Here is a 23,969-nt window from a genome sequence, read left to right as displayed (position 1 = left end):
AATGGGTGCCGATGTTAAACTGGAAGATAAGGTTAAACTTTGGGCTTCATTCGCTACGCAATCAGGCAAACATCGTGACAAAAATAAACAAGGTCAAATGGGCTTGAAATTTGAGTTTTAATCATTCAAGCTGAAAACCCGAGTAAATCGTCACAATCTTGTAATCTAAGCGGTGAAATTCACCGCTTTTTTTTAAACGCTTTCCATTCCTCCTTATCTGTCCCGACAAACGTCCCTGCCTGACTGCATTTAAAATTTCTTGAAAATACGGTTGCCGTTTTTCGTTGCCCAGTGCATCGTGCCAAGTGTCCATATCTGCCCTATCCTTTCAAATTCGGCTATACTGCTGATATCGCGTATTTTGTCAAACGAAGCCCTTTGCGGGGAAATATATGACTGCCGCTGTTGCCATCTTAATCATCGAATTATTGACGGGAACGGTTTATCTTCTGGTTATCAGCGCGGCTTTGGCGGGAAGAAAGGTAACCTTCTTATCATCGTAAACCCTTAACACTCGGAGGAATTATGGAATTTTTCATTATCTTGTTGGCAGCCGTTGCCGTTTTCGGCTTCAAATCCTTTGTTGTCATCCCACAGCAGGAAGTCCACGTTGTCGAAAGGCTCGGGCGTTTCCATCGCGCCCTAACGGCCGGTTTGAATATTTTGATTCCCTTTATCGACCGCGTCGCCTACCGTCATTCGCTGAAAGAAATTCCCTTGGATGTACCCAGCCAGGTCTGCATCACGCGCGACAATACGCAGCTGACTGTTGACGGTATCATCTATTTTCAAGTAACCGATCCCAAACTTGCCTCATACGGTTCGAGCAACTACATTATGGCGATTACCCAGCTTGCCCAAACGACGCTGCGTTCCGTTATCGGACGTATGGAGTTGGACAAAACGTTTGAAGAACGCGACGAAATCAACAGCACCGTCGTTTCCGCCCTCGATGAGGCAGCCGGGGCCTGGGGTGTGAAAGTCCTCCGTTACGAAATCAAGGATTTGGTTCCGCCGCAAGAAATCCTCCGCGCAATGCAGGCGCAAATTACTGCCGAACGCGAAAAACGCGCCCGTATCGCCGAATCCGAAGGCCGTAAAATCGAACAAATCAACCTTGCCAGCGGTCAGCGCGAAGCCGAAATCCAACAATCCGAAGGCGAGGCACAGGCTGCGGTCAATGCATCAAATGCCGAGAAAATCGCCCGCATCAACCGCGCCAAAGGCGAAGCGGAATCCCTGCGCCTTGTTGCCGAAGCCAATGCCGAAGCCATCCGTCAAATTGCCGCCGCCCTTCAAACCCAAGGCGGGGCGGATGCGGTCAATCTGAAGATTGCGGAACAATACGTCGCTGCGTTCAACAATCTTGCCAAAGAAAGCAATACGCTGATTATGCCCGCCAATGTTGCCGACATTGGTAGCCTGATTTCGGCTGGGATGAAAATCCTCGACAAGGGTAAAACTTCCCAATAAATATCCCAATCAGTAGATATGAAAAATGCCGTCTGAACCTTACGGGAAAGGTTCAGACGGCATTTTTATCTAAATCCAAACTCAAAAATATATTTATCTCCATACCCTTATTTGATAACGAACGCGGACTGCAGGTGTCCATACTGCATTTTCGGATAAAACAAAATATCCCCTTTGGAAACTTTATACTTCGTCAATGCCTTACCTGTGCAGATAAAAACTGCTGGCAAAATATTTCTGCACACCCTCACGCAGCAATACCAATGTTACGGCAGCCAAAGGCAATCCTGCCAACATTCCGACAAAGCCCATCAGTTGTCCGAATGCCATCAGGGAAAAGATAACCCAAAACGGCGACAGGCCGATACGGTCTCCCACGATTTTTGGCGTAATGAAAAAACTTTCGAGAAACTGTCCGGCGGCAAAAACCGCCCAGACAGCTAAGATGCCGTTCCACGAAGCAAATTGGAGCAAGGCGGCAACGGTGGCAAGCAGTAATCCCGTAAACGCACCGAGATAAGGGACAAATACCAAAATACCGGCAAGCATACCGATGGCAAACCCCGAATCCAGCCCGACCAGCATCAATCCCAAACCGTAAACCAAGCCCATAATCAGCATTACCAGAAGCTGACCGCGTAAGAATTCGCCCAATACCTCGTTCAAATTGCCTGTAATACGGGTATAAGTATCGGCAAAACGCCTAGGAACCAGTTTACTTATGCCGCATGACCACCGCTGCCAATCCAGCAGAAAATAGTAAAGCAGCAACGGCAGCAGCATCAGATTGCCAATACTGCTGACGATATTGCTGCTCTGCCTCATCAAAACGGGAAACCACGCCTTAAGCGCGTTGCTCAACTCGCCCGTATGCGCCTGAAGCCACGCAATAATAGATGCCTGATCGATTTCCACATAATTGCCCACAGTGTCTTTCAACAGCGGCAACAGCGTATTTTGCATAAAACCTGCAAGTTGGGGCAAACGGGATACCATGCTGTTGAACTGTCCGACCAGCATAGGGACAATAATCAAAAGCAGCGCGGCAAGCAGCAGCAAGGCAAAAATCATTACAGTCATTGAAGCAACGGCACGGTTGAAACCTTTTTTCTGTAACCATTCAACCAAAGGATCCAACACATACGCCAACACTGCCGCAACTGCAAAGGGAGCCAGTGTGTCGCCAAGTGCGAAAGCCAGCCATATCAAGACCGTAAGGAACACCCCCGCACCAACCCAGGGTTTGATACTCTGCTTTTTTTTCTGATACATAACAACCCGTCCGGAAACCATTTTCATCATTATTATAGCAGAATGGGTTATATCGCAGATAAAGCCCGTGCCGTTCCGATAGCCTGTTATCGCGGTTTGGGCTAAAATACCGCATATCTGATGCCGTCTGAAAGGCAAACCCGCTTTCAGACGGCATACCGTACACGATAAGGCAGCACATCATGACCGAACAAGAAAACAAAACATCTCTCATTGAATTTCCCTGCACCTTCCCATTAAAAGTAATGGGGGCGGTTCATCCCGAGTTCGAGCAAGCGGTTTTAGAAACCGTCCGCCTTCACGCCCCTGACACGCAGGCTCACCACATCACCACGCGTCCGAGCAGCAAAGGCAACTATACCGGTGCCACCGTACAAGTAAAGGTTGAAAACCAAGAACAATTGGACAACATCTACCGCGCGCTGACTTCGCACGAACTGGTCAAAGTGGTACTTTGAGATGAGAATCATACATAAAGGTTTGGTTGAATATCTGCCGACTTTTGAGGCAATGAAAACCTTTAATGCCGGACGTAATGCCGACACCGAAGACGAACTCTGGGTTGTCGAACACCCGCCCGTCTTTACGCAAGGACTGGCGGGAAAACCCGAGCACCTGCTGATTAGGGACGACATCCCCGTTATCCAGATTGACCGGGGCGGGCAGATTACCTATCACGGGCCCGGGCAATTGGTCGTTTATACGATGATTGATTTCAAACGGCGCAAAACCAGTGTTAGAAACATCGTTTCCGCGCTTGAAAACAGCATTATCGCCACATTGGCGGAATACGGCATCGAAGCGGCAGCTGATCCGAAACGCCCCGGCGTTTATGTCGGAGAACGCAAAATCGCCTCGCTGGGGCTGCGTATCAAAGGAGGTTCCGTCTATCACGGCCTTGCGCTCAACGTCAATATGGACCTCTCGCCGTTTACCCATATCAACCCCTGCGGTTATGCCGGTATGGAAATGACGCAAATCGCCGACCTCGTCCACCCCTGCCCCACGCTGGACGAAGTCGCCGCCAAGCTGACCACACATCTTAAAACACAACTCACACCGAAAGCAGATAACAATGAGTGAAATCAAAACCGACGATCCCAAACGCGGCATCAAACTCAAAGGCGCGGACAAAACCGCCCGCATCCCCATCAAAGTCGTCCCCCTTCAGGAAAAACTGAAAAAGCCCGAATGGATACGCGCCAAACTCCCATCGCGCAAATTCTTTGAAATCAAAGACATTTTGCGCGAACAAAAAATGCACACCGTTTGCGAGGAAGCCTCCTGCCCCAACATCGGCGAATGCTTCAGCAAAGGCACGGCGACCTTCATGATTATGGGCGACATCTGCACGCGCCGCTGCCCGTTCTGCGACGTGGGACACGGCCGCCCCAATATGCTCGACCCCGACGAACCGAAAAACCTCGCCGAATCCGTTAAAGCCATGAACCTGCGTTACGTCGTCATCACCTCCGTCGACCGCGACGACCTGCGCGACGGCGGCGCCCAACACTTCGCCGACTGCATCAAAGCCATCCGCGAGACCAGTCCGAACACCAAAATCGAAATCCTCGTCCCCGACTTCCGAGGCCGCTTGGACATCGCACTGAAAATCCTTGCCGAAACCCCGCCCGACGTGATGAACCACAACNTGGAAACCCATCCGAGCTTGTATAAAAAAGCCCGTCCCGGTGCCAATTATCAACATTCTTTAGACTTATTAAAACGTTATAAAGAAATGATGCCGCATATTCCCACAAAATCCGGCATTATGGTCGGCTTGGGCGAAACAGACGAAGACGTGCGCGAAATTATGCGCGATATGCGGGCGCACAATATCGAGATGATTACCATCGGACAGTATCTCCAGCCTTCAGACGGCCACTTGCCTGTCTTGCGCTACGTTACGCCCGAACAATTCAAAATCTTTGAAAAAGAAGCATACGAACTGGGCTTTACCAATGCCGCCATCGGTGCGATGGTACGTTCAAGTTACCATGCCGACGAACAGGCTGCCGAAGCCTTACGTGAAAGCCACGGCGGTTGCGGGCATCATTAAACTCGGAACACCGTTCCGAAGTAAAAAATAATTTCCTACGCTGCTGTCTGCCGCCTTGTTTGATGTAAACAACATCAACTTGAATTGTCCATGCCGTCTGAAATCCCTTCAGACGGCATGATTTATTCCCAAAATCCGATAATCTCAAAAGAATCTGTCGGTTAATGAGAAAGATTCATTATAAATTTTGATAAAAAACCGTGCTCTATTTGTTTTTTGCTATGGTTAACAAGTGTAAATGTTCTTTATTGATGAGATGGATTCTTAGTTTTAACAGCACAAAAAACCGATAAAAAACAGCATACTGATTTGGAAGGCATCGGGGAATACGCCCTATTTCTTTTGATAATTGTTTGTATTTTAAATAGAAAATTTGTCATGCCGACAACTTTTGCATACAATGCACGCATCCCGAACAGTGCTACATCCACTGTTTAACCACACGAAACCCAAATTAAGAAAAGAGAAATATTATGCAAGGCAATCAAGCAGTTTTAGATTATATGAACGAATTGCTGTCCGGCGAGCTGGCAGCACGCGACCAATACTTCATCCACTCCCGCCTCTACTCCGAATGGGGCTACACCAAACTTTTTGAACGTCTCAATCACGAGATGGAAGAAGAAACCACACACGCCGAAGACTTCATCCGCCGCATCCTGATGCTGGGCGGCACGCCGAAAATGGCACGCGCCGAACTGAATATCGGCACGGACGTGGTTTCCTGCCTCAAAGCCGACCTGCAAACCGAATATGAAGTACGTGATGCGTTGAAAAAAGGCATCAAACTGTGCGAAGAGGCTCAAGACTATGTTACGCGCGACCTGATGGTTGCCCAACTGAAAGATACCGAAGAAGACCACGCACACTGGTTGGAACAGCAGCTGCGTCTAATCGAGCTGATTGGCGAAGGCAACTACTACCAAAGCCAACTGTAATCCGTATTCGGAATAAAAGGAGTCCGTATGAAAGGCGACCGTTTGGTTATCCGCGAGCTGAACAAAAACTTAGGCTTGCTGCTGATAACCATCAACCAATATTTCCTTCACGCCCGTATTTTGAAAAACTGGGGCTTTGAAGAACTGGGCGAACATTTCTTCAAACAGTCCATCGTTGAAATGAAAGCTGCCGACGATTTGATCGAGCGCATTCTGTTCCTCGAAGGCCTGCCGAACCTGCAAGAACTGGGCAAGCTTCTGATTGGCGAGTCCACCGAAGAAATCATTGCCTGCGATTTGACCAAAGAACAGGAAAAACACGAAGCCCTGCTTGCTGCCATCGCCACAGCTGAAGCGCAACAGGATTATGTCAGCCGTGATTTGTTGGAAAAACAAAAAGACACCAACGAAGAACACATCGATTGGCTCGAAACCCAGCAGGAACTGATCGGCAAAATCGGTTTGCCCAACTACCTGCAAACAGCGGCGCAAGAGGACTAAACACAAACCACTGCCAAATATAGCAGTTCTCTGCACCATCAGACGGCATATCCATATAAACGGATATGCCGTTTTTCTTTACCGGATTGCGAATAAAATCGAAATTGATTTGAATCAATACTCGATAACGGTTTTAGTTTGATAATACCGACATGAAATCTAGATTGCTTGTTTGCTGTTTCCCAATCCGTCTTGATTTTATCTCTTTCCTCTTGATGTGTGTGTGTTTGGGTGTGGCTGCCGCCACCCCTTTTTTTTGGTCTTTATGTGAAGTAAAATCCGTAACAGCAAATACTTAACTTTAACCATTTATCTGGAAACAAATGATGGGCAACAAATTAACTCTGCCTGCCGAACTGCCTGACGAACAGGATTTGCGGGCGGTATTGGCATACAATATGCGGCTTTTCCGCGTGAACAAGGGCTGGTCGCAAGAAGAATTGGCGCGGCAATGCGGTTTGGACAGGACTTATGTGTCGGCAGTCGAGCGCAAACGCTGGAACATCGCCCTGTCGAATATCGAAAAAATGGCGGCGGCTTTGGGCGTGGCGGCGTATCAGTTGCTGCTGCCGCCGCAGGAACGGTTGAACCTGATGACCAATTCCGCCGATACCCGACAAGTGCCGTCTGAAAGCGGTATTTGACCGCCGAACCATCCGCCTCCCTTTTTCCCGCCAATCGAAAGAATAAAAATGCCTGCAAACCTGTCTTCAGCACTGGAAACCTTCAAACAGAAGCGCGATGCCGCCGAAGCGCATTATTTGAAAGCCAACCGCGTGTCGGTATTTTTCAGGGAATACACGGCGGCAGTCGAAACCTTGCTGGCGGCATTGTGGGCAGAACATTTTCAAAACAGCGCGTTATGTCTGATGGCGGTGGGCGGCTTCGGGCGCGGCGAACTGTATCCCTGTTCAGATGTGGATTTGGCGGTTGTCTCCCCTGCCCCGCTTTCAGACGGCATTCAGGAACAGATTGCCCGGTTTGTCCAAACCCTGTGGGACTGCAAACTGATGCCGTCTGTAAAAAGCGGCAGCGTTGATGAACTATGTGAAAGCGTGCGCAATGATATTACGGGGGACACAGCGTTTTTAGAGGCTAGGTTTTTGTTTGGCAACCGCCAAACAGCAGAGGAATTGGCGGAAAAAATGAACGCGCAGCGCAATGTGGCGGCGTTTGTCGAGGCAAAACTGGTGGAGATGGAACACCGCCATGCCAAATCGCAAGGCTCAGGGGCGGTGTTGGAACCAAACATCAAAAGCTGTCCCGGCGGTCTGCGCGACATCCACACCCTGCTTTGGATAGCGAAAGCACAAGGCTTGGCGACCAACCTGCCTGCGCTGGTCAAACAAGGCATTCTGACGCGCACTGAAGCCGGTATGCTTTCACACGGCTACCGCCGCCTCGCCCACATCCGCATCCATCTGCATTTAAACGCCAAGCGCGCCGAAGACCGCCTGCTGTTCGATTTGCAGCCGCAAGTCGCCGAAAGTATGGGTTATCAAGGCTTGAACCTCCGCCGTCAAAGCGAAGAACTGATGCGCGTGTTTTACCGCGCGATTAAAACCGTCAAACAACTGAGCGGCATCCTCACGCCTATGCTGCGAAGCCGCGTTTCCTCCGCGCCGATGCGCGTTACCCTGCGGATTGACGACGACTACATCCAAGTCAACAACCAAATCGCCGCGCGGCACACCGATATTTTTTTCAGACGGCCCGAACACATTTTCAAAATTGTTGAAATCATGCAGCAGCGCAACGACATTACCGCACTCGAACCGCAAACCCTGCGCGCCTGGTGGGGTGCGACGCGCAAAATCAACCGCAGCTTCTACCAAAATCCCGAAAACCGCCGCCGTTTCGTCGGCTTTTTCCGCAGCGGCAACGGGCTGACTCAAACCCTGCGCTTTCTCAACCTCTACGGCGTGTTGGGTCGCTATCTGCCCGCGTGGGAAAAAATCGTCGGGCTGCTTCAACACGACTTGTTCCACATCTATCCTGTGGACGATCACATCCTCGCCGTCCTCCGCAACGTCCGCCGCCTTGCCTTGGATATGCACAGCCACGAGCTGCCTTACGCCTCCGCGCTGATGCAGTCCTTTGAAAAACAAGACATCCTCTACCTTGCTGCTTTCTTCCACGACATCGCCAAAGGACGCGGTGGCGACCATGCCATACAAGGCATCGCGGACGCACGCCAATTTGCCGCCGACCACTTCCTGACCGAAGAAGAAAGCGACCTGCTTGCCTGGCTGGTCGAAAACCATCTTCTTATGTCCACCGTCGCCCAAAAAGAAGACATCCAAGACCCCGGCGTACTCGATGCCTTCTGCAAACGCGTGCAAACCCACGAACGCCTCAGCGCACTCTACCTTCTGACCATTTCCGACATACGCGGCACCAATCCTAAACTGTGGAACGCATGGCGCGCCAGCCTGTTGGAAAGCCTGTTCCATGCCGCCGGACGTTACCTCGCAGGCAACGGCGGCAACCCGCACGCCCTCTTCGGCCGCCGCCAACAAGAAGCCGCCGACTTGCTCACCCGCGCCGCCGTCCCTGAAAAACAGCAGAAAAAGCTTTGGAACGTGCTCGGTTCCGCCTACTTTGCCCGCCATCAGTCCCGCGAAATCCTGTGGCATGCTGCCAACCTCGTACACGACTTTGAAACTCCCATCGTCCGCAGCCGCATCCTGCCCAAAAGCAACAGCTTTCAAGTCATGGTCTTTATGCCCAACGGCCCGCGCCTGTTCGCCCGCCTCTGCCGCATCTTCAGCCGCCACGGCTTCGACATCCTCGCCGCCCGCGCCTTCATTACCGAACACGACTACATCCTCGACACCTTCATCGTGCAAATTCCCTCACAACACGCCCCCGAAGACTACCCTGACATTCAAAGCGCGCTCGAAGCAGAACTCAACAGCTTTATCCACGGACACACCGTTGCCGAAACCCAAAGCCACAGCCGCCGCATCGGCCGCCGCAGCCGCTATATGCCGATCGCGCCAAGCATCACCATTACCCCCGAAGAAGACTACCCCGACTGGTACTCCGTCGAAATTACCGCCGTCAACCGCCCTTTCCTGCTCGCCGATATGGCGGAAGTCTTTTTCGCCCACAATGTCAGCCTGCGCTACGCCAAAATTTCCACGCTGGATGAACGCGTCGAAGACAGTTTTACCGTTTTCAGCCCCGATTTGAAAAATCCGAAAATCCAATCTGCGTTGAAACAGGCTTTGTTGGAACAATTAACATGATTCCTCTTCCCTTTTCAGACGACATTAGCCCTTCTGTTTTCCAACTATTCCGAAACGGATAAATATTGTAAACAATATCGGCTGCCAAGACGCAAGTACCATGTTATAATGCCGTGCATCTTGCACAAACTGAAAGACCGAGCATCATGCGTATCGTAGAAAAAGCCTATACTTTCGACGACGTCCTGTTGGTTCCTGCACATTCAACCGTGCTGCCCCGAGATGTCAAGCTTCAAACCAAACTCACCCGCGACATCACGCTCAACCTCCCCCTGCTTTCTGCGGCAATGGATACCGTTACCGAAGCGCGTTTAGCCATCTCTATGGCGCAAGAAGGCGGCATCGGCATTATCCATAAGAACATGACGCCTGAGATGCAGGCGCGCGCCGTTTCCAAAGTGAAACGCCATGAGAGCGGCGTGGTGAAAGATCCCGTTACCGTTGCACCGACCGCATTGATCCGTGAAGTTTTGGAAATGCGCGCGCAGCGCAAACGCAAAATGTCCGGCCTGCCTGTCGTTGAAAATGGCAAAGTGGTCGGTATCGTAACCAACCGCGACCTGCGTTTTGAAAACCGTCTCGATCTGCCTGTTTCCGCCATCATGACACCGCGCGAGCGTTTGGTTACCGTTCCCGAAGGTACCTGCATCGACGAAGCCCGAGAAGTCATGCATGCGCACAAAGTCGAGCGCGTTTTGGTATTGAACGACCAAGACGAACTCAAAGGTCTGATTACCGTTAAAGACATTCTGAAAACAACTGAATTCCCTAACGCCAACAAAGACTCCGAAGGCCGTCTGCGCGTCGGTGCCGCGGTGGGTACCGGCGGCGATACCGAAGAGCGCGTCAAAGCATTGGTAGAAGCAGGCGTGGACGTGATTGTGGTCGATACTGCCCACGGTCATAGCCAAGGCGTTATCGATCGCGTGCGTTGGGTCAAAGAAACCTATCCGCACATCCAAGTCATTGGCGGCAACATCGCGACTGCTCAAGCCGCTTTGGATTTGGTCGCCGCAGGTGCGGATGCCGTTAAAGTCGGTATCGGTCCGGGTTCGATTTGTACGACCCGTATCGTGGCAGGCGTGGGCGTGCCTCAACTGACTGCGATTCACAATGTTGCCGAAGCCCTGAAAGGCACGGGCGTCCCTCTGATTGCTGACGGCGGCATCCGCTTCTCCGGCGACATCGCCAAAGCACTTGCTGCCGGCGCATACAGCGTCATGCTCGGCGGTATGTTTGCAGGCACGGAAGAAGCACCGGGCGAAATCGAACTCTATCAAGGCCGCTCTTACAAGTCTTACCGCGGTATGGGTTCCTTGGGCGCAATGAGCCAAGGTTCTGCCGACCGCTACTTCCAAGACAAAACCGACAGCACCGACAAATATGTTCCTGAAGGCATCGAAGGCCGCGTGCCTTACAAAGGCCCGATCGTGAATATCATCCACCAGCTGACTGGCGGTCTGCGCTCCAGCATGGGTTACTTGGGTTGCGCCAATATTGCTGAAATGCACGAGAAAGCAGAATTTGTGGAAATCACTTCTGCCGGTATGAGCGAATCTCACGTTCACGACGTGCAAATCACCAAAGAAGCACCGAACTACCATCGCTGATTCAAGCAATCTTTATTAAAATGCCGTCTGAAACCCGATTTTAAGGTTTCAGACGGCATTTTTAAATTTACCGAGAATAATAACCTACCTGATAAAACGGATAGGCCATAGAAAGATAGGCAAGTGTGTCATGGCAGGCATGGCTTGGGATTTTTCTTAAACGCTTCTACTGCCCGCTCCGACCCGTATTATTTACCTTTCGTTTTTTTTTTATTTTAATCGAAACCGATTTTTTTGCCTTTTTCTTCGGCAGCGCGGCAACAGACTTACCTCTTTCCTTTGCCTTGCAGTCTCGGGCTGCTTTTTTCTTTGCAACAGTTTTCGGTTTGCTTTGCACAACCGCCTTTGCCGGCTTGGTATATTGGGATGATTTAATCTTCCTCCGCCTGCCCGCAACTCCTCCTGCAATCAAAATAAAATCAATTTTACTGGTATTCAAATCAGCACGGGCAACTTTAACGGTAACCCTATCCCCCATGTTGAAACGGATGCCGCTGCGTTCGCCTTCTATCGCCATGATTTCGGGGCGGAAGTTGAAATAGTCTTCGCCCAAATCGCTGATGTGTACCAAGCCGTCGATGTGAATGCCGTCCAGTGTTACAAAGATACCAAAACTGGTCATGCCGGAGATTTTACCTTCGAATACTTCGCCGACTTTATCGCGCATATAATAGGTTTTCAGCCAGTTTTCCACGTCGCGGCTGGCATCGTCGGCACGGCGTTCGCAGAACGAGGTATGTACGCCTAAAGCCTGCCAGCTTTTGCTTGGCGTGTAGGTTTGCTGGTTCAGCACAGCTTTAATGGCGCGGTGTACGGTCAGGTCGGGATAGCGGCGGATGGGCGAGGTGAAATGGGCGTATGCTTCATAAGCCAAACCGAAATGCCCTTCGCAATGCGGTTCGTAAACCGCCTGCTGCATGGAGCGCAGCATCATAACTTGCAGCAATTCGGCATCAGGTCTGCCTTTGAATTGTTCGGCAAGCGCGGCATAGTCTTTCGGCGTTGGGTTGTCTCCACCGCCCAGTTGCAAACCCAATAAGCCGAGCTGCTCGCGCAGGGTGGCGAGTTTTTCGGGTGTCGGGCCCAAATGGTTGCGGAACAAAGCCGTATGCTTGTTTTTCAACAGAAAATCCGCCGCGCAAACATTCGCCGCCAGCATACATTCTTCAATCAGCTTGTGGGCATCGTTGCGGACGACGGGGACGATTTTTTCAATTTTGCTGTTGTCGTCGAAAAGCATTTGGGTTTCGACGCTTTCAAACTCCACCGCGCCGCGTTCGAAGCGTTTTTTCTGGAGGATTTTGAAGAGTTTGTAGAGGGTGTCGATTTGGGCTTTGTGCGGATGGTCGAGGCCGTCTGAAATCCAATCCCAGACTTGATTGTAAGTCAGACGGGCATGAGAGCGCATCACGGCGGGGTAGAAGCGGTATTCTTTAATATTGCCCGCGTAAGTGATGACCATATCGCACACCATGCACAAACGCTCGACATCGGGATTGAGCGAGCAGATGCCGTTGGACAGGTTTTCCGGCAGCATCGGAATCACACGGCGCGGGAAGTAAACACTGGTGCTGCGTTCCTGCGCATCCGTATCAATAGCGTCATCGGGGCGGACATAATGGCTGACATCGGCAATCGCCACGACCAAACGGTAATTGCGTCCGATTTTCTCGGCAAACACGGCATCGTCAAAATCGCGCGCCGTTTCGCCGTCTATCGTTACCAAAGGCAAATCGCGCAAATCGACGCGGCCTTTCAAATCACTTTTACGAACATGGTCGGGGATTTTTCTCGCAGCTTTGGCACACGCTTCGCTGAATTGGTGCGGTAAATGGTGTTTGCGCACGGCGATTTCGATTTCCATGCCACTGTCGGCATAATCGCCCAATACTTCAATGATTTTCGCCACGGCTGGGCGGTTTTGCTCGGGATAAGTCTCGATTTCGCCGACGATGACCTGACCGGATTCGGGTTTGAAATGCGCGACACTGTCAGGTTCCAAGACAATGCTTTGGTTCAGGCGTTTGTCTTCCGCTTCCAAAATCGCCACGCCGCGATCCATATAGAAACGGCCGACCACTTTGCTTTGCGCGCGTTCTACAATATCCAGAACCGTACCTGCGCGGCGGCCTCTGCGGTCGACACCGGCAGGGCGGACGGTAACGATGTCGCCGTGCATGACGCCGCGCATTTGGCGTTCGTATAAAACGAAATCGCCGTCTTTGGTGGGCGTAAGCGGTACGGCGAAGCCGAAACCGTCTTTGTGTGCCTCAACACGGCATTTGACCAAATCCAATTTGTCCGCCGCGCAGACCGCACCGCGACGGTTGATTAAAACCTGACCGTCCCGCGCCATTGCTTTCAGACGGCGTTCGAAAAATTCGTACTCTTCTTCCTTAATCGACAATTCGCGTGCCAAAGCTTCAATCTTGGACGGTACGCCTTTACGTTCAAGCAGCTCGACAATCCATTCCCCACTGGGCAAAGGATGTTCATAACGCTGTTTTTCACGACTTAAAAACGGGTCTTTTTCCCGTAAATTTAAAGATTTAATATTTTTGTTCATTTTGACCGTTGACATTCTTTTTATGACCTATATAATAGCGACTTCTTTGCGGCAGGACACTGTACCGCAAAACAGTAAATAAAGCAAAGCCCAGGTGGCGGAATTGGTAGACGCGCTAGCTTCAGGTGCTAGTATCCTCACGGGTGTGGAAGTTCGAGTCTTCTCCTGGGCACCAATCATGCTTTGCTTTATTTTAGATATTTATATTGCCCAGGTGGCGGAATTGGTAGACGCGCTAGCTTCAGGTGCTAGTATCCTCACGGGTGTGGAAGTTCGAGTCTTCTCCTGGGCACCAATAATAATTTATCCTGTTAAGGGTAAATTCCGCCATTAGAGAGGTGGATGAGTGGTTTAAGTCGCACGCCTGGAAAGCGTGTATACGTGAATAGCGTATCGAGGGTTCGAATCCCTTCCTCTCTGCCAGTTATAATTTAAAAAGTTTTATAAACTTTTTAAATAAGAAAAAAGCTCCGTAAATATTTATGGGGCTTTTTTCTATCCAGCTTTAAAAACACTTTTCAACAGATTTAAATCTTTTTTGTTTTNTGGTATTTTATTTGATATCAGACAACTAACGTATGAAATATACCCGTCGGCTATCATAAGTCAGGATTTTACCGTCAAGGATGCTGCATTCGAACTAAACACCTCCTGTTTTCACCTGCCTCTTCCATATAGCCAAACTGCTTCTCTGTACGTAAATACCATGTAACACATACAATTTCAGCACAAACATATCACTTCTTTTTTCATAATCCAGTATAGATGTTCTAAAAACAAATGCCGTCTGAAACACTTTCAGACGGCATTAACTCATCATTTAAACATCAATCCAGCTTTTTAAAATGACGGCGGCGTTCCAATTCGCTCAAGTAACGCTTACGCAGACGGATGGATTGCGGCGTAATTTCTACCAACTCGTCATCGTCGATAAACTCGACCGCACCTTCCAGCGTCAGTTTAATCGGCGTAGTCAGGCGCACCGCTTCATCGGTGCCGCTGGCGCGGATATTGGTGAGTTTTTTGCCTTTGAGCGGGTTGACCACCAAATCGTTGTCGCGGCTGTGGATGCCGATAATCATACCTTCGTAGATTTTGTCGTTGGGCGATACGAACATACGGCCGCGGTCTTCCAGATTCCACGAGCTTCATGCTGCGTACCTGCGAAGACAGCGTGTTCGAACACCGCGACCGCCCTTGCCTACTGTACCAAATCAAACGCTGCACCGCGCCCTGCGTCGGACACATCAGCGAAGAAGACTACTGCGACAGCGTGCGTCAAGCCGCCACTTTCCTCAACGGCAAAACCGACGAACTGACCCGCACCCTGCAACACAAAATGCAGACCGCCGCCGCGAATCTGCAATTTGAACGGCAATATCCATACATATATCAATAAAGACAGCGTGAGAAAAAACGGAAATCTGATGATTTTCCAAGATAAAAAAGTTGTGACCAATCTAAAACAAGAACGTTTTGCCAACACCCCCGCATACAAGACTGCCATTGCCGAGTGGGAAATCCACTGCAACAACAAAACATACCGCTTAAGTTCGCTACAGTTGTTTGATACAAAAAACACGGAAATTTCCACACAAAGCTACACAGCCTCTTCCCTCCGCCCGATGAGCATCCTGTCCGGGACATTAACTGAAAAACAATATGAAACCGTATGCGGGAAAAAACTCTGATTACAACTTATACACAAACTTATCCATAAGCCTTATCATAAAAATACCGTCTGAAATACTGAAATATCAGCATTTCGGACGGCATTTTGCCATTTCCCCGAAAAGTTACCCCCAAAGTTATCCACATTATTTTTTAAACCAGCTTCCATCCGAAATATAGTGGATTAACAAAAATCAGGACAAGGCGACGAAGCCGCAGACAGTACAAATAGTACGGAACCGATTCACTTGGTGCTTCAGCACCTTAGAGAATCGTTCTCTTTGAGCTAAGGCGAGGCAACGCCGTACTGGTTTAAATTTAATCCACTATATCAACCAAATAATCGTCTTCGGCGTTTCCATTTTCATGGGTTAAAACAACACGGGAAAAATCTGTTTTCAGATGCTTGCCCGCTTGATTGTTCGGATTATTGTCCAGAACGACAAAACCGTCCTCAAAATCAAAGCAGACGTTGCGTCCTTCTACCTTTATCGCAGTGCGATAACAATCATGTAGAGAAATACCATCCAAAAAATTTTTTCTTTGTGTATGCAAAAAAGTTTTCATTCAAGCATCCATATCTAACGCAAACGTTTACCTGTTTCCCCGTCGATAATCTGACTCGGCGATTTCTGCCTGCCGATTCGCCCACCGACAATCCACACATCGCGTCCGAATTGCCTTCTGACTTCCCTCTCCGTCCGACACGCGCGTTTGCCTGCGCGATTGCACGAAGTTGAGACCAAAGGCGTTTGCAAAGCCTGACACAAGCGGCGCGCACCTACATGGGCGGGAATCCTGACCGCCAACTTGCTGCGCTGTTTCCCGCGCAACTCAGGTAATACGCAGGATTTGGCAGATAATAGGAACGTTTTAGGGGCGGGCCATTCTTTTCTAAGCATATCCTGAAGATTTTCAGACGGCATTTGAAGTAAAGGCTGCAACTGTTCAAATTGATTCCCGATAACAATCATACCCTTGTGTTGCGGCCTTTTTTTCAAATGCGCCAACTTACCGAGTGCTTTGGCTAATGTCGGAAGACACCCCAAACCATAACAAGATTCGGTCGGATAAGCGACCAAACCGCCTTTTTTCAAATAAACGCTTAACTTACGTTGCGCTGATGCAGCGATAATTCTCGGAAATAACATAATATAAAATGCCGTCTGAAGCATATCAGTCATACTTGGCTTCAGACGGCATCATCCTCTTTCTAATTAACGGTTAATCGCTTTATCGGCAATGTCTTTACGGTATTGCATCCCGTCGAAGCTGATTTTTTCCAACGCGCCATATGCCTTGGCTTTCGCTTGCGCCACATCGTCGCCCAATCCTACAACACACAATACGCGGCCGCCGTTGGTCAATACGTCGCCTTTCCCGTTTGCCGTTGTGCCTGCATGGAAAACTTTGCCGATTTGGTTGGCTGCATCCAGACCGGAAATAACATCGCCTTTTTTGGGCGTTTCGGGGTAATTTTGAGCCGCCAGCACTACACCTACGGCAGTTTGCGGGTTCCATTCTGCGGTTACGTTATCGAGTTTGCCGTCTATTGCCGCTTCGACCAAATCCGCCAAATCGCTGTTCAGACGGCTCATAATCGGCTGGGTTTCAGGATCGCCGAAACGGCAGTTAAACTCAATCGTATAGGGTGCACCGCTTTGATCAATCATCAAACCTGCGTACAGGAAGCCGGTAAACTCATGTCCTTCCGCTTTCATACCCGCTACAGTCGGCAAAATAATCTCGTTCATCGCGCGCTCGTACACAGCAGACGTTACCACAGGCGCGGGGCTGTACGCACCCATACCGCCCGTATTCGGACCTTTGTCGCCGTCTAAAAGACGCTTGTGATCTTGACTGGTCGCCATAGGCAATACATGATTGCCATCAACCATAACGATAAAGCTCGCTTCTTCGCCTTGCAGAAAATCTTCAATCACAACACGTGCGCCGGCATTGCCCATTTTGTTGCCCAGTAGCATATCGTCAATCGCAGCATGCGCTTCATCCAAAGTCATCGCCACAATCACGCCTTTACCTGCCGCCAAACCATCAGCTTTGATGACGATAGGCGCACCTTTCTGATTAATGTAATCGTGTGCAGCATCGGCATTTTCAAAGGTTTGGTATTGCGCGGTCGGGATATTGTATTTCGCCATAAATGCTTTGGCGAAATCTTTGGAACTTTCCAACTGAGCCGCATATTGTGTCGGACCAAATATTTTCAGTCCTGCGGCACGGAAATCATCCACAATACCTGCCGCCAAAGGAGCTTCAGGGCCAACGACGGTAAAAGTAATATTTTCTTTACGACAGAATTCGATCAAATCCTGATGTGCAGTCAAGGCGATATTTTGCAATTTAGGTTCAATCGCCGTACCGGCATTACCGGGTGCAACAAATACTGTTTCCACTTTGGGCAACTGCGCCAATTTCCAAGCCAGCGCGTGTTCGCGACCGCCATTACCGATAACCAGCAGTTTCATGCCATCTCCTTGATAAATATGTACTTTTAACGAAAACTTGACACAAAGGGACTTTTGTCCCGTTTGAATAAATTTTAGTGGAATCAAACAAAGACCGCTTCATTCCACTATGCCAATCTATTTAACTTATCCACAAAATTGAAAAAGGACAAGCAACCATGCAAAAACGTATTGATGAAATCCAAAGCAAATACCGCGAATGGTGTCATTTACTACCGCAATTGGAAGAAGACATCCAGCGCTGGAAACATGCCGCCGCTTTAATTCGCGATATAGCCAATTTCTATACCCACGAATATCAGGCATGTCATCAGGCTATTGAAGACGGAGCAGAACTGGATTTGCGTACGGAAGGCGAATACAGCATTATGAGTGAAGACGCGTTATGGAACGCGCTGGGCGAATTCCATCAATTAGCCTGGCTATATTTGCGCTCTAGCGTCGATGCCCTGGACAGATATACGCAAGAAGATTAATGAGCAAAGAGGTCGTCTGAAATACCATCACAAAGCATTTCAGACGACCTTTCATTCAAAAGGCTTTTCCGTATTTACTTCAATCTGCCGTGTATTCTTCCAAGCCGAAACACAGGCCTCATAATTTACCAACGACAAACTTACCATCAATCGGCAATCCAACTGTAAATCCTGCTCCAATATATCCGCCTGATATTGTTTGGCAATTCGTATTGCTTCGTTCAAAAACGGATACTCACATTTCAGCCAAACAGTTTTTTCAATATTCTTTTCAACCACTTCCGCGATCACCAATGCCTGGGCCGTTGCCTCTTTATACGCATGTATCAGACCGGGAACGCCCAATAAAGTACCACCGAAATAGCGGACGACCACGACCAAAACATCGGTAATACCCACCGAATCAATCTGCCCCAAAATCGGCCGACCCGCACTTCCTGATGGCTCTCCATCATCATTGGCACGAAATTGCATACCATCCACACCCAAACGATAAGCATAGCACCAGTGTCGTGCTTTATGATGCTCTTCCTTTAACGGATCGAGGTATTTTTTCACATCAGCCAATATCCGAATCGGATAGGCAAATGCAATAAAACGGCTGCCTTTATCTTTAAACTCAGCCTGCGTCGGGGATGTAATGGTTTTATAAGTCGTAATCATGCTGAAATGTTTTCAGACGACCTCATTAATAACAAGGTCGTCTGAAAGTTTCACGTGAAACATCAATTTTTCAATACTTCTGTTAATTGCGGGACAATTTCAAATAAATCACCCACCAATCCATAATCGGCCACATTGAAAATCGGCGCATCAGCATCTTTGTTGATTGCAACAATCACCTTACTGTCTTGCATACCGGCAACGTGTTGAATTGCGCCTGAAATACCGATTGCAAAATAGAGTTGCGGCGCAACCACTTTACCGGTTTGTCCGACTTGAGCATCGTTTGGCGCATATTCGGCATCAACCGCCGCACGGGATGCACCGATTGCCGCACCTAAAACATCCGCCAACGGTGTCAGCACTTCATTGAATTTTTCCGCACTACCCAACGCACGACCACCGGAAACAATCACTTTTGCCTGAGTCAGTTCAGGACGATCGGAATAGGAAAGCTTGCGGTTCACAAAACGGCTCAGGTTTTGAGCAGGGGTTGCTTCAACATTAACTGCCTCGGCATAACCACCTTGTGCAGGAGCTGCATCAAAAGCCGTCGCACGGAAGGTCAGCACCATTTTTTCCGAATCAGCTTGCACGGTTTCAAATGCATTACCCGCATAAATCGGGCGTACAAAAGTCGTGTCATCCACAATCTCGGTCAAATCAGAAATTTGCGGTACGTCTAATAAGGCGGCCACGCGAGGCAGAAGGTTTTTACCGAACGTGGTTGCTGTTGCTGCAATATAGCGGTAATCCGCCGCCAATTTGACAACCAACGGAGCCAGTTCTTCAGCCAAACCTTCGGCATAATGGGCGGCATCCGCTACCAATACCTTATCCACACCCGCTACTTGTTTCACGGATTCCACGACGGCAGATGCACTATTTCCAGCAACCAATAAATCAACTTTACCCAGTTTGGCAGCAGCGGTAACAGCATGCAAAGTAGCAGGATTCAACTGTTTGTTGTCGTGTTCGGCAATAATCAATACGCTCATTTCAGTCTCCTCAAATCACTTTGGCTTCGTTTTTCAATTTTTCAACCAATTCGGCAACGCTTGCCACTTTTACACCTGCCTGACGCGCTTTAGGTTCGGCAAATTTCACCGTTTTCAGACGAGGGGGAATATCGGCAACTAAATCGGCAGGAGTCAGTTTTTCCAAAGGTTTTTTCTTTGCCGCCATAATATTGGGGAGTTTGACAAAGCGCGGTTCGTTCAGACGCAAATCTGCGCTGATGACTGCAGGCAGTTTCAACGCAATCGTTTCTTCGCCGCCATCGATTTCGCGCACAATCTGCACTTCGTCGCCTTCAATTTGTACTTTTGAAGCAAACGTACCTTGCGCCGCATTCAGCAAAGCTGCCAGCATTTGCGCCACTTGGTTGGCATCATCATCGATTGCCTGTTTGCCTAAAAAGAAAATTTGCGGATTTTCTTTGTCCGCAACGGCTTTCAGCAGCTTGGCAACGGCCAGCGGCTCCAATTTCGCATCGGTTTCAACATGAATTGCACGGTCGGCACCCATCGCCAAAGCGGTACGCAACGTTTCTTCGCATTTTTTCTCACCCAAAGAAACCGCTACGATTTCGCTTACTTTTCCAGCTTCTTTTAGTCGGACAGCTTCTTCCACAGCAATTTCGTCAAACGGATTTATCGACATTTTGACATTACCGATATCTACATCCGAACCATCGGCTTTTACACGAACTTTGACGTTATAGTCTACTACGCGCTTTACCGCGACTAGTGCTTTCATTGAATTCTCCCAAAAAGAACGTTGCTTTCCATCCGGCGAAACCAAACCTTCTTCCCTATAAAACCAAATCCGTTTTCCTTAAAACCGGATTTATTTAAAAATCTTCCGGATAATACTTGCCGATTATACCATTTTTAAAGCATTTACTCAGTCCAGTAGATAGACATTTCCACACCCGATAAATTAGAAACATCATCCCGCCATTTCAGTTTCAGACGGCATCCGAACCTCATCAGTAGCCACACAATCCATCAAAGTTTGATAAACTAAATCTGCAGTTGGAATCTGCCCGATATTGCCCAAATTTTTTGCAATTGGCGAAACCTGAACGCCTGTTTTAATCGGATCGGTATCGGTATAAATACCGACCACGGGTTTTTCCAAGGCATTTGCCAAATGCAGCAAACCGGTATCCACACCAACAATTCCGACCGCGTGTTTCAGCAGATACGCTGCCTGCAATAAATTCATTTTGTCGCACACAATAGCAAACGGCAGTCCGTCTGCAATCTGTTCGGCACGCGCTTTTTCAGCCTCGTTTCCCCAAGGCAGATAAACATTGCATTGTTGTTTTTGATTCAGTTTTTGCAGCAACGCCCGCCAGTTTTCCACAGGCCATAACTTGCTGTCCCGACTGGTCGCATGTAAAGCCGCATAATACGGCTGCGCTAAATTTTTCAGACGGCCTGCTTCAGGAACAGTCAAGCCAAATACCTGCGTTTCAGGCATCACATACCCAAATACTTGGGCAAACAGCTCTCGGTTACGCCAAACAGCATCTTTTCCCTTCGGTACAGCGTATGTTTTCTCATACACAACCGCAGCCAATCCCTCACGCGCGCTATTTTTATCCAAACCATAAATAGGGGTTTTCGCCATTTTAGCGAAACACGCGCTTTTAATCAGACCTTGACTGTCCAATACAAAATCAAATACTTCCTGCCGCAAAGCCTGTTTCAGACGACCTATTTCTCGCCAAGTTTCAGCCTGAAAGAGATGTTTGCGCCATTGCCGCCATTTCATCACATGGATTTTTTTCACAAATGGATGCAGGCGCGCAATATCTGCAAATCCAACTTCACACAGCCAATGGAGTTCCACATCAGGGCATTGTCGCGCCAAATCCTCGATTGCGGGCAAAGTGTGAATTAAATCGCCCATACTGGACAAGCGGACAAGCAAAATTTTCATATTCTAAGAAGTATGTTTCACGTGAAACAATTTTAACTTATTGATTATTAATATATTTTTTAATTTCTTCGGCGTTTTTTAAGATGACGGCACCGGCAGAACGCATTTCCTGCCATGCCGTTTCAATGGTATCCGGCGCAATACCCCGACAAGCCGCTTCATTGACGATAACCTGCCAACGACCACCTTTGAGCAACTGCAAAACCGTTGTTTTAACACAATAATCCGTAGCCAAGCCACCGACAATGACCATATCCGTATTTTGACAACGCAGCCACTCAATCAATCCAGTGCTCAGTTTTTCCTCAATATCGTGAAAACACGCGCCGTAAGGATGCAATTCAGGATCAACGCCTTTCCAAACGCAATAATCGTATTCTTTGGCAGAAGGCAGCCCGTCCAACAATTCATAGCCGCGCGTACCGACCATTGCATGAGCCACCCAAGTCAAATCCGCATCAGGCAAACCTGTCGGCTTCAACATATCAACAGAGTTATCCACAAGCCATTTCGCTGCCGCATGATGCGCATCTTTCGTCATCACACGCAAATCCGCCAAAGCAGCTTGGGCATTTAACTCTTCGACAATCAAATGCCCCTCGTTTACAGGCAGCTCGTCAGGACACAAGGGCGTAAAAGTTTTTTGTGCATCAATATCAATGGAAACAATCATCTCATCATTTCAACACAATTAAAATGCCCTGTATTATAACAAATTACTGCCCACAAGCGGTAAAACCGACTGTGATAAGATAGCGTTTTTCCGAAAAACTTATCCACAACCCTCATGACTTACACCATCACCCCCATCGGCACCGCCCGCTCGCCCTACAAACAGAAATTCGGCGTCGCCCGTCAGCCCGGTTTAGTCTCCGCCGCAGAAGTCTGCATAGAGCTGAATCCTGAATTTACCACAGACAGCGTACGCGGACTGAAACACTTCGATTATGTGTGGATAAGTTTTATTTTTCACGGCGTTTTGGATGAAGGCTGGGCGCAAATGGTGCGTCCGCCACGGCTCGGCGGCAAACAAAAAATGGGCGTATTCGCCACGCGCAGCCCCCATCGCCCCAATCATCTCGGACTATCGCTCTTAAAACTCGAACGTATCGAAACCGGTAAACCCGTCCGCCTTTATTGCAGCGGCGCAGACCTACTGGACGGCACACCGATTATCGACATTAAACCCTATATCCCCTTTGTCGAATCCAAACCCGATGCATCATCCGGCTTCGTCAGCGGCAAACCCGAAGAACTTGAAGTCGTCTGGCTGGAAAACATCGGCGCGGAAAATTTATCTGAAAGCACCCAAAACCTAATCAGCCAAAGCATTGCCCAAGACCCGCGCCCCGCCTATCAGAATATTCCCGAACGGATTTACGTCATGAATATTGAGGATTATGAAGTCAGGTTTCAGATAGAGGGAAACCGCGCGACGGTTATTGAGATAAGCGTTGTTTAAATTTTATTATTTAATTCTATTAAAAAATATGCCGTCTGAAAATTTCAGACGGCATGTTTTCTTTACCTATAGACTGTTTTTCCAATCCTAATTCAGGATAAATATTCAAAAACATGGACGATTTTTCAGATGTAAGACATTTCATTATCGTACAGCTACAGTTTTCAGTAATTTCAACTTTTCAATCAATGTAACTGTTGATGAAAACACAACTAAAACAGCAGCTAATAATTAAGGTATTGCGATATTTGCAGATTGAGTTTCGCATTTCTAATTAGTTTTATTCAAATTTGCTGATTTTTTGTTTAAACAACCTTCTAAAACAAATTTAAATTTTTTAATGATGATTTTGATGATTGCCGTCAAACGCAGGTATAAGTTATAAATCTTCAAATTTTTCATAATCTTCTAAAAAAATAAAATTGGGTTTAACACCTACCATCCTAATAGAATATAAGTGGATAAAATTGATATAATTTCTTTTTTTGTGGATAACCTTAATATTTCCCTCTTAATTTCCACAAAATTATCAACAAAATTTCTGTTATTCATATGCCGTCTGAAGCATCTCCTTTTGCTACAATAATAC

20 protein-coding genes, 3 tRNA genes and 6 pseudogenes are annotated in these 23,969 nt (G+C 48.4%); 17 read left to right on the top strand and 12 right to left on the bottom strand.

The features are described from left to right. Positions 1 to 214: 214 nt before the first annotated feature. Positions 215 to 313 (bottom strand): annotated as a pseudogene (locus tag ACRPFF_RS02255) (uracil-DNA glycosylase); the annotation flags it as partial. Positions 314 to 351: 38 nt separating this feature from the next. On the opposite strand from ACRPFF_RS02255, the pseudogene ACRPFF_RS02250 reads away from it, so the two are divergent. Together ACRPFF_RS02250 and ACRPFF_RS02245 are read left to right on the top strand one after the other, a co-directional pair. Continuing rightward, positions 352 to 491 (top strand): annotated as a pseudogene (locus ACRPFF_RS02250) (NfeD family protein); the annotation flags it as partial. Positions 492 to 525: 34 nt separating this feature from the next. Next, positions 526 to 1,473, top strand: a complete 948-nt coding sequence (locus tag ACRPFF_RS02245; protein ID WP_019272373.1) for an SPFH domain-containing protein — start codon at positions 526 to 528, stop codon at positions 1,471 to 1,473. 201 nt (positions 1,474 to 1,674) lie between these two features. Here ACRPFF_RS02245 and ACRPFF_RS02240 read toward each other — a convergent pair whose 3' ends face one another. Next, entirely contained in the window at positions 1,675 to 2,745 is a 1,071-nt protein-coding gene (locus ACRPFF_RS02240; RefSeq protein ID WP_432673677.1) for an AI-2E family transporter, read from the bottom strand. Positions 2,746 to 2,927: 182 nt separating this feature from the next. On the opposite strand from ACRPFF_RS02240, the gene ACRPFF_RS02235 reads away from it, so the two are divergent. From ACRPFF_RS02235 to guaB, 8 genes are all read left to right on the top strand, one after another. Continuing rightward, positions 2,928 to 3,203 carry an HP0495 family protein gene (locus tag ACRPFF_RS02235; RefSeq protein ID WP_002237935.1) on the top strand — a complete coding sequence of 92 codons (276 nt, stop codon included), beginning with the start codon at positions 2,928 to 2,930 and terminating at the stop codon, positions 3,201 to 3,203. Between the two features lies 1 nt (position 3,204). Then, the gene (gene lipB, locus ACRPFF_RS02230) at positions 3,205 to 3,828 is read left to right on the top strand and encodes a lipoyl(octanoyl) transferase LipB (protein ID WP_101128037.1); all 624 of its coding nucleotides are present in this window, start codon (positions 3,205 to 3,207) and stop codon (positions 3,826 to 3,828) included. Further along, on the top strand, positions 3,821 to 4,804 hold the full coding sequence (gene lipA, locus ACRPFF_RS02225) for a lipoyl synthase (protein WP_432673676.1): 984 nt from the start codon (positions 3,821 to 3,823) through the stop codon (positions 4,802 to 4,804). The genes lipB and lipA overlap by 8 nt, the downstream gene beginning before the upstream one ends. Positions 4,805 to 5,277: 473 nt before the next feature. Then, positions 5,278 to 5,742 (top strand): bacterioferritin, encoded by a 465-nt coding sequence (bfr, locus tag ACRPFF_RS02220; protein ID WP_002219259.1) that lies wholly within the window; start codon positions 5,278 to 5,280, stop codon positions 5,740 to 5,742. A 27-nt stretch (positions 5,743 to 5,769) separates the two neighbouring features. Continuing rightward, a complete protein-coding gene (bfr, locus tag ACRPFF_RS02215; protein ID WP_003752420.1) occupies positions 5,770 to 6,243 on the top strand; it encodes a bacterioferritin in 474 nt (157 codons plus the stop codon). A gap of 323 nt (positions 6,244 to 6,566) precedes the next feature. Next, a complete protein-coding gene (locus tag ACRPFF_RS02210) occupies positions 6,567 to 6,887 on the top strand; it encodes a helix-turn-helix domain-containing protein (RefSeq protein WP_003688619.1) in 321 nt (106 codons plus the stop codon). A gap of 48 nt (positions 6,888 to 6,935) precedes the next feature. Then, complete coding sequence (glnD, locus tag ACRPFF_RS02205) at positions 6,936 to 9,494, top strand: [protein-PII] uridylyltransferase (protein ID WP_432673675.1); 2,559 nt, start codon at positions 6,936 to 6,938, stop codon at positions 9,492 to 9,494. A gap of 146 nt (positions 9,495 to 9,640) precedes the next feature. Next, a complete protein-coding gene (gene guaB / locus ACRPFF_RS02200; RefSeq protein WP_411712066.1) occupies positions 9,641 to 11,104 on the top strand; it encodes an IMP dehydrogenase in 1,464 nt (487 codons plus the stop codon). Between the two features lie 166 nt (positions 11,105 to 11,270). Here guaB and rnr read toward each other — a convergent pair whose 3' ends face one another. Continuing rightward, positions 11,271 to 13,670 (bottom strand): ribonuclease R, encoded by a 2,400-nt coding sequence (rnr, locus tag ACRPFF_RS02195; RefSeq protein ID WP_432673674.1) that lies wholly within the window; start codon positions 13,668 to 13,670, stop codon positions 11,271 to 11,273. 88 nt (positions 13,671 to 13,758) lie between these two features. On the opposite strand from rnr, the gene ACRPFF_RS02190 reads away from it, so the two are divergent. The 3 genes from ACRPFF_RS02190 to ACRPFF_RS02180 all read left to right on the top strand — a co-directional run bounded on the left by ACRPFF_RS02190 (position 13,759) and on the right by ACRPFF_RS02180 (position 14,093). Beyond that, a tRNA-Leu gene (locus ACRPFF_RS02190) sits at positions 13,759 to 13,845 on the top strand. A gap of 33 nt (positions 13,846 to 13,878) precedes the next feature. After that, positions 13,879 to 13,965 (top strand) — tRNA-Leu (locus ACRPFF_RS02185). A 37-nt stretch (positions 13,966 to 14,002) separates the two neighbouring features. Beyond that, positions 14,003 to 14,093, top strand: a tRNA-Ser gene (locus tag ACRPFF_RS02180). Between the two features lie 404 nt (positions 14,094 to 14,497). Here the strand turns inward: ACRPFF_RS02180 and ACRPFF_RS02175 are convergent. After that, positions 14,498 to 14,812, bottom strand: a pseudogene (locus ACRPFF_RS02175) (translational GTPase TypA); the annotation flags it as partial. A 5-nt stretch (positions 14,813 to 14,817) separates the two neighbouring features. Here ACRPFF_RS02175 and uvrC point away from each other — a divergent pair. Together uvrC and ACRPFF_RS02165 are read left to right on the top strand one after the other, a co-directional pair. Further along, a pseudogene (uvrC, locus tag ACRPFF_RS02170) lies at positions 14,818 to 15,057 on the top strand (excinuclease ABC subunit UvrC); the annotation flags it as partial. Next, positions 15,041 to 15,361 (top strand): annotated as a pseudogene (locus ACRPFF_RS02165) (surface-adhesin E family protein); the annotation flags it as partial. The pseudogenes uvrC and ACRPFF_RS02165, both read left to right, overlap by 17 nt. A 301-nt stretch (positions 15,362 to 15,662) precedes the next feature. On the opposite strand, the pseudogene ACRPFF_RS02160 reads toward ACRPFF_RS02165, so the two are convergent. The 3 genes and pseudogenes from ACRPFF_RS02160 to purD all read right to left on the bottom strand — a co-directional run. After that, positions 15,663 to 15,908: pseudogene (locus ACRPFF_RS02160) on the bottom strand (hypothetical protein); the annotation flags it as partial. Positions 15,909 to 15,922: 14 nt separating this feature from the next. Beyond that, positions 15,923 to 16,525, bottom strand: a complete 603-nt coding sequence (locus ACRPFF_RS02155) for an L-threonylcarbamoyladenylate synthase (protein ID WP_432673673.1) — start codon at positions 16,523 to 16,525, stop codon at positions 15,923 to 15,925. 33 nt (positions 16,526 to 16,558) lie between these two features. Continuing rightward, positions 16,559 to 17,830 carry a phosphoribosylamine--glycine ligase gene (gene purD, locus ACRPFF_RS02150; protein WP_432673672.1) on the bottom strand — a complete coding sequence of 424 codons (1,272 nt, stop codon included), beginning with the start codon at positions 17,828 to 17,830 and terminating at the stop codon, positions 16,559 to 16,561. Between the two features lie 158 nt (positions 17,831 to 17,988). On the opposite strand from purD, the gene ACRPFF_RS02145 reads away from it, so the two are divergent. Continuing rightward, entirely contained in the window at positions 17,989 to 18,306 is a 318-nt protein-coding gene (locus ACRPFF_RS02145; protein WP_314169199.1) for a DUF4298 domain-containing protein, read from the top strand. 51 nt (positions 18,307 to 18,357) lie between these two features. Here ACRPFF_RS02145 and ACRPFF_RS02140 read toward each other — a convergent pair whose 3' ends face one another. The 5 genes from ACRPFF_RS02140 to ACRPFF_RS02120 all read right to left on the bottom strand — a co-directional run bounded on the left by ACRPFF_RS02140 (position 18,358) and on the right by ACRPFF_RS02120 (position 22,591). Further along, positions 18,358 to 18,969, bottom strand: coding sequence for a YigZ family protein (locus ACRPFF_RS02140; protein ID WP_314169200.1), 612 nt, complete (start codon positions 18,967 to 18,969; stop codon positions 18,358 to 18,360). 62 nt (positions 18,970 to 19,031) lie between these two features. Continuing rightward, positions 19,032 to 19,967 (bottom strand): electron transfer flavoprotein subunit alpha/FixB family protein, encoded by a 936-nt coding sequence (locus ACRPFF_RS02135; RefSeq protein WP_411712604.1) that lies wholly within the window; start codon positions 19,965 to 19,967, stop codon positions 19,032 to 19,034. A 10-nt stretch (positions 19,968 to 19,977) separates the two neighbouring features. Further along, a complete protein-coding gene (locus ACRPFF_RS02130; RefSeq protein WP_411712605.1) occupies positions 19,978 to 20,727 on the bottom strand; it encodes an electron transfer flavoprotein subunit beta/FixA family protein in 750 nt (249 codons plus the stop codon). 192 nt (positions 20,728 to 20,919) lie between these two features. Continuing rightward, positions 20,920 to 21,918, bottom strand: a complete 999-nt coding sequence (waaC, locus tag ACRPFF_RS02125; RefSeq protein ID WP_411712606.1) for a lipopolysaccharide heptosyltransferase I — start codon at positions 21,916 to 21,918, stop codon at positions 20,920 to 20,922. Between the two features lie 37 nt (positions 21,919 to 21,955). Continuing rightward, a complete protein-coding gene (locus ACRPFF_RS02120) occupies positions 21,956 to 22,591 on the bottom strand; it encodes a nicotinamidase (RefSeq protein WP_411712607.1) in 636 nt (211 codons plus the stop codon). Positions 22,592 to 22,705: 114 nt separating this feature from the next. Here ACRPFF_RS02120 and tsaA point away from each other — a divergent pair, with 114 nt between their 5' ends. Further along, positions 22,706 to 23,380: a tRNA (N6-threonylcarbamoyladenosine(37)-N6)-methyltransferase TrmO gene (tsaA, locus tag ACRPFF_RS02115; protein WP_432673671.1), complete on the top strand. Its 675-nt coding sequence runs from the start codon at positions 22,706 to 22,708 to the stop codon at positions 23,378 to 23,380. The last annotated feature ends 589 nt before the right edge of the window (positions 23,381 to 23,969 follow it).

Origin of the sequence: Neisseria sp. SLRRB23, from assembly GCF_050896295.1 — a bacterium.
Taxonomy (GTDB): Bacteria; Pseudomonadota; Gammaproteobacteria; order Burkholderiales; family Neisseriaceae; genus Neisseria.
The sequence above is the reverse complement of the archived record's forward strand: the minus strand, read 5'-3'. Positions and strand labels throughout refer to the sequence as shown.

Excerpts from the sequence above, each read along its gene's own strand:
- bfr (WP_002219259.1), top strand. The coding sequence starts at position 5,278 with ATGCAAGGCAATCAAGCAGTTTTAGATTATATGAACGAATTGCTGTCC.
- ACRPFF_RS02145 (WP_314169199.1), top strand. The coding sequence starts at position 17,989 with ATGCAAAAACGTATTGATGAAATCCAAAGCAAATACCGCGAATGGTGT.
- bfr (WP_003752420.1), top strand. The coding sequence starts at position 5,770 with ATGAAAGGCGACCGTTTGGTTATCCGCGAGCTGAACAAAAACTTAGGC.
- guaB (WP_411712066.1), top strand. The coding sequence starts at position 9,641 with ATGCGTATCGTAGAAAAAGCCTATACTTTCGACGACGTCCTGTTGGTT.
- lipB (WP_101128037.1), top strand. The coding sequence starts at position 3,205 with ATGAGAATCATACATAAAGGTTTGGTTGAATATCTGCCGACTTTTGAG.
- tsaA (WP_432673671.1), top strand. The coding sequence starts at position 22,706 with ATGACTTACACCATCACCCCCATCGGCACCGCCCGCTCGCCCTACAAA.
- ACRPFF_RS02235 (WP_002237935.1), top strand. The coding sequence starts at position 2,928 with ATGACCGAACAAGAAAACAAAACATCTCTCATTGAATTTCCCTGCACC.
- ACRPFF_RS02245 (WP_019272373.1), top strand. The coding sequence starts at position 526 with ATGGAATTTTTCATTATCTTGTTGGCAGCCGTTGCCGTTTTCGGCTTC.
- ACRPFF_RS02155 (WP_432673673.1), bottom strand. The coding sequence starts at position 16,525 with ATGACTGATATGCTTCAGACGGCATTTTATATTATGTTATTTCCGAGA.
- ACRPFF_RS02135 (WP_411712604.1), bottom strand. The coding sequence starts at position 19,967 with ATGAGCGTATTGATTATTGCCGAACACGACAACAAACAGTTGAATCCT.
- purD (WP_432673672.1), bottom strand. The coding sequence starts at position 17,830 with ATGAAACTGCTGGTTATCGGTAATGGCGGTCGCGAACACGCGCTGGCT.
- rnr (WP_432673674.1), bottom strand. The coding sequence starts at position 13,670 with ATGAACAAAAATATTAAATCTTTAAATTTACGGGAAAAAGACCCGTTT.
- waaC (WP_411712606.1), bottom strand. The coding sequence starts at position 21,918 with ATGAAAATTTTGCTTGTCCGCTTGTCCAGTATGGGCGATTTAATTCAC.
- glnD (WP_432673675.1), top strand. The coding sequence starts at position 6,936 with ATGCCTGCAAACCTGTCTTCAGCACTGGAAACCTTCAAACAGAAGCGC.
- ACRPFF_RS02240 (WP_432673677.1), bottom strand. The coding sequence starts at position 2,745 with ATGTATCAGAAAAAAAAGCAGAGTATCAAACCCTGGGTTGGTGCGGGG.
- ACRPFF_RS02210 (WP_003688619.1), top strand. The coding sequence starts at position 6,567 with ATGATGGGCAACAAATTAACTCTGCCTGCCGAACTGCCTGACGAACAG.
- ACRPFF_RS02120 (WP_411712607.1), bottom strand. The coding sequence starts at position 22,591 with ATGATTGTTTCCATTGATATTGATGCACAAAAAACTTTTACGCCCTTG.
- ACRPFF_RS02130 (WP_411712605.1), bottom strand. The coding sequence starts at position 20,727 with ATGAAAGCACTAGTCGCGGTAAAGCGCGTAGTAGACTATAACGTCAAA.
- ACRPFF_RS02140 (WP_314169200.1), bottom strand. The coding sequence starts at position 18,969 with ATGATTACGACTTATAAAACCATTACATCCCCGACGCAGGCTGAGTTT.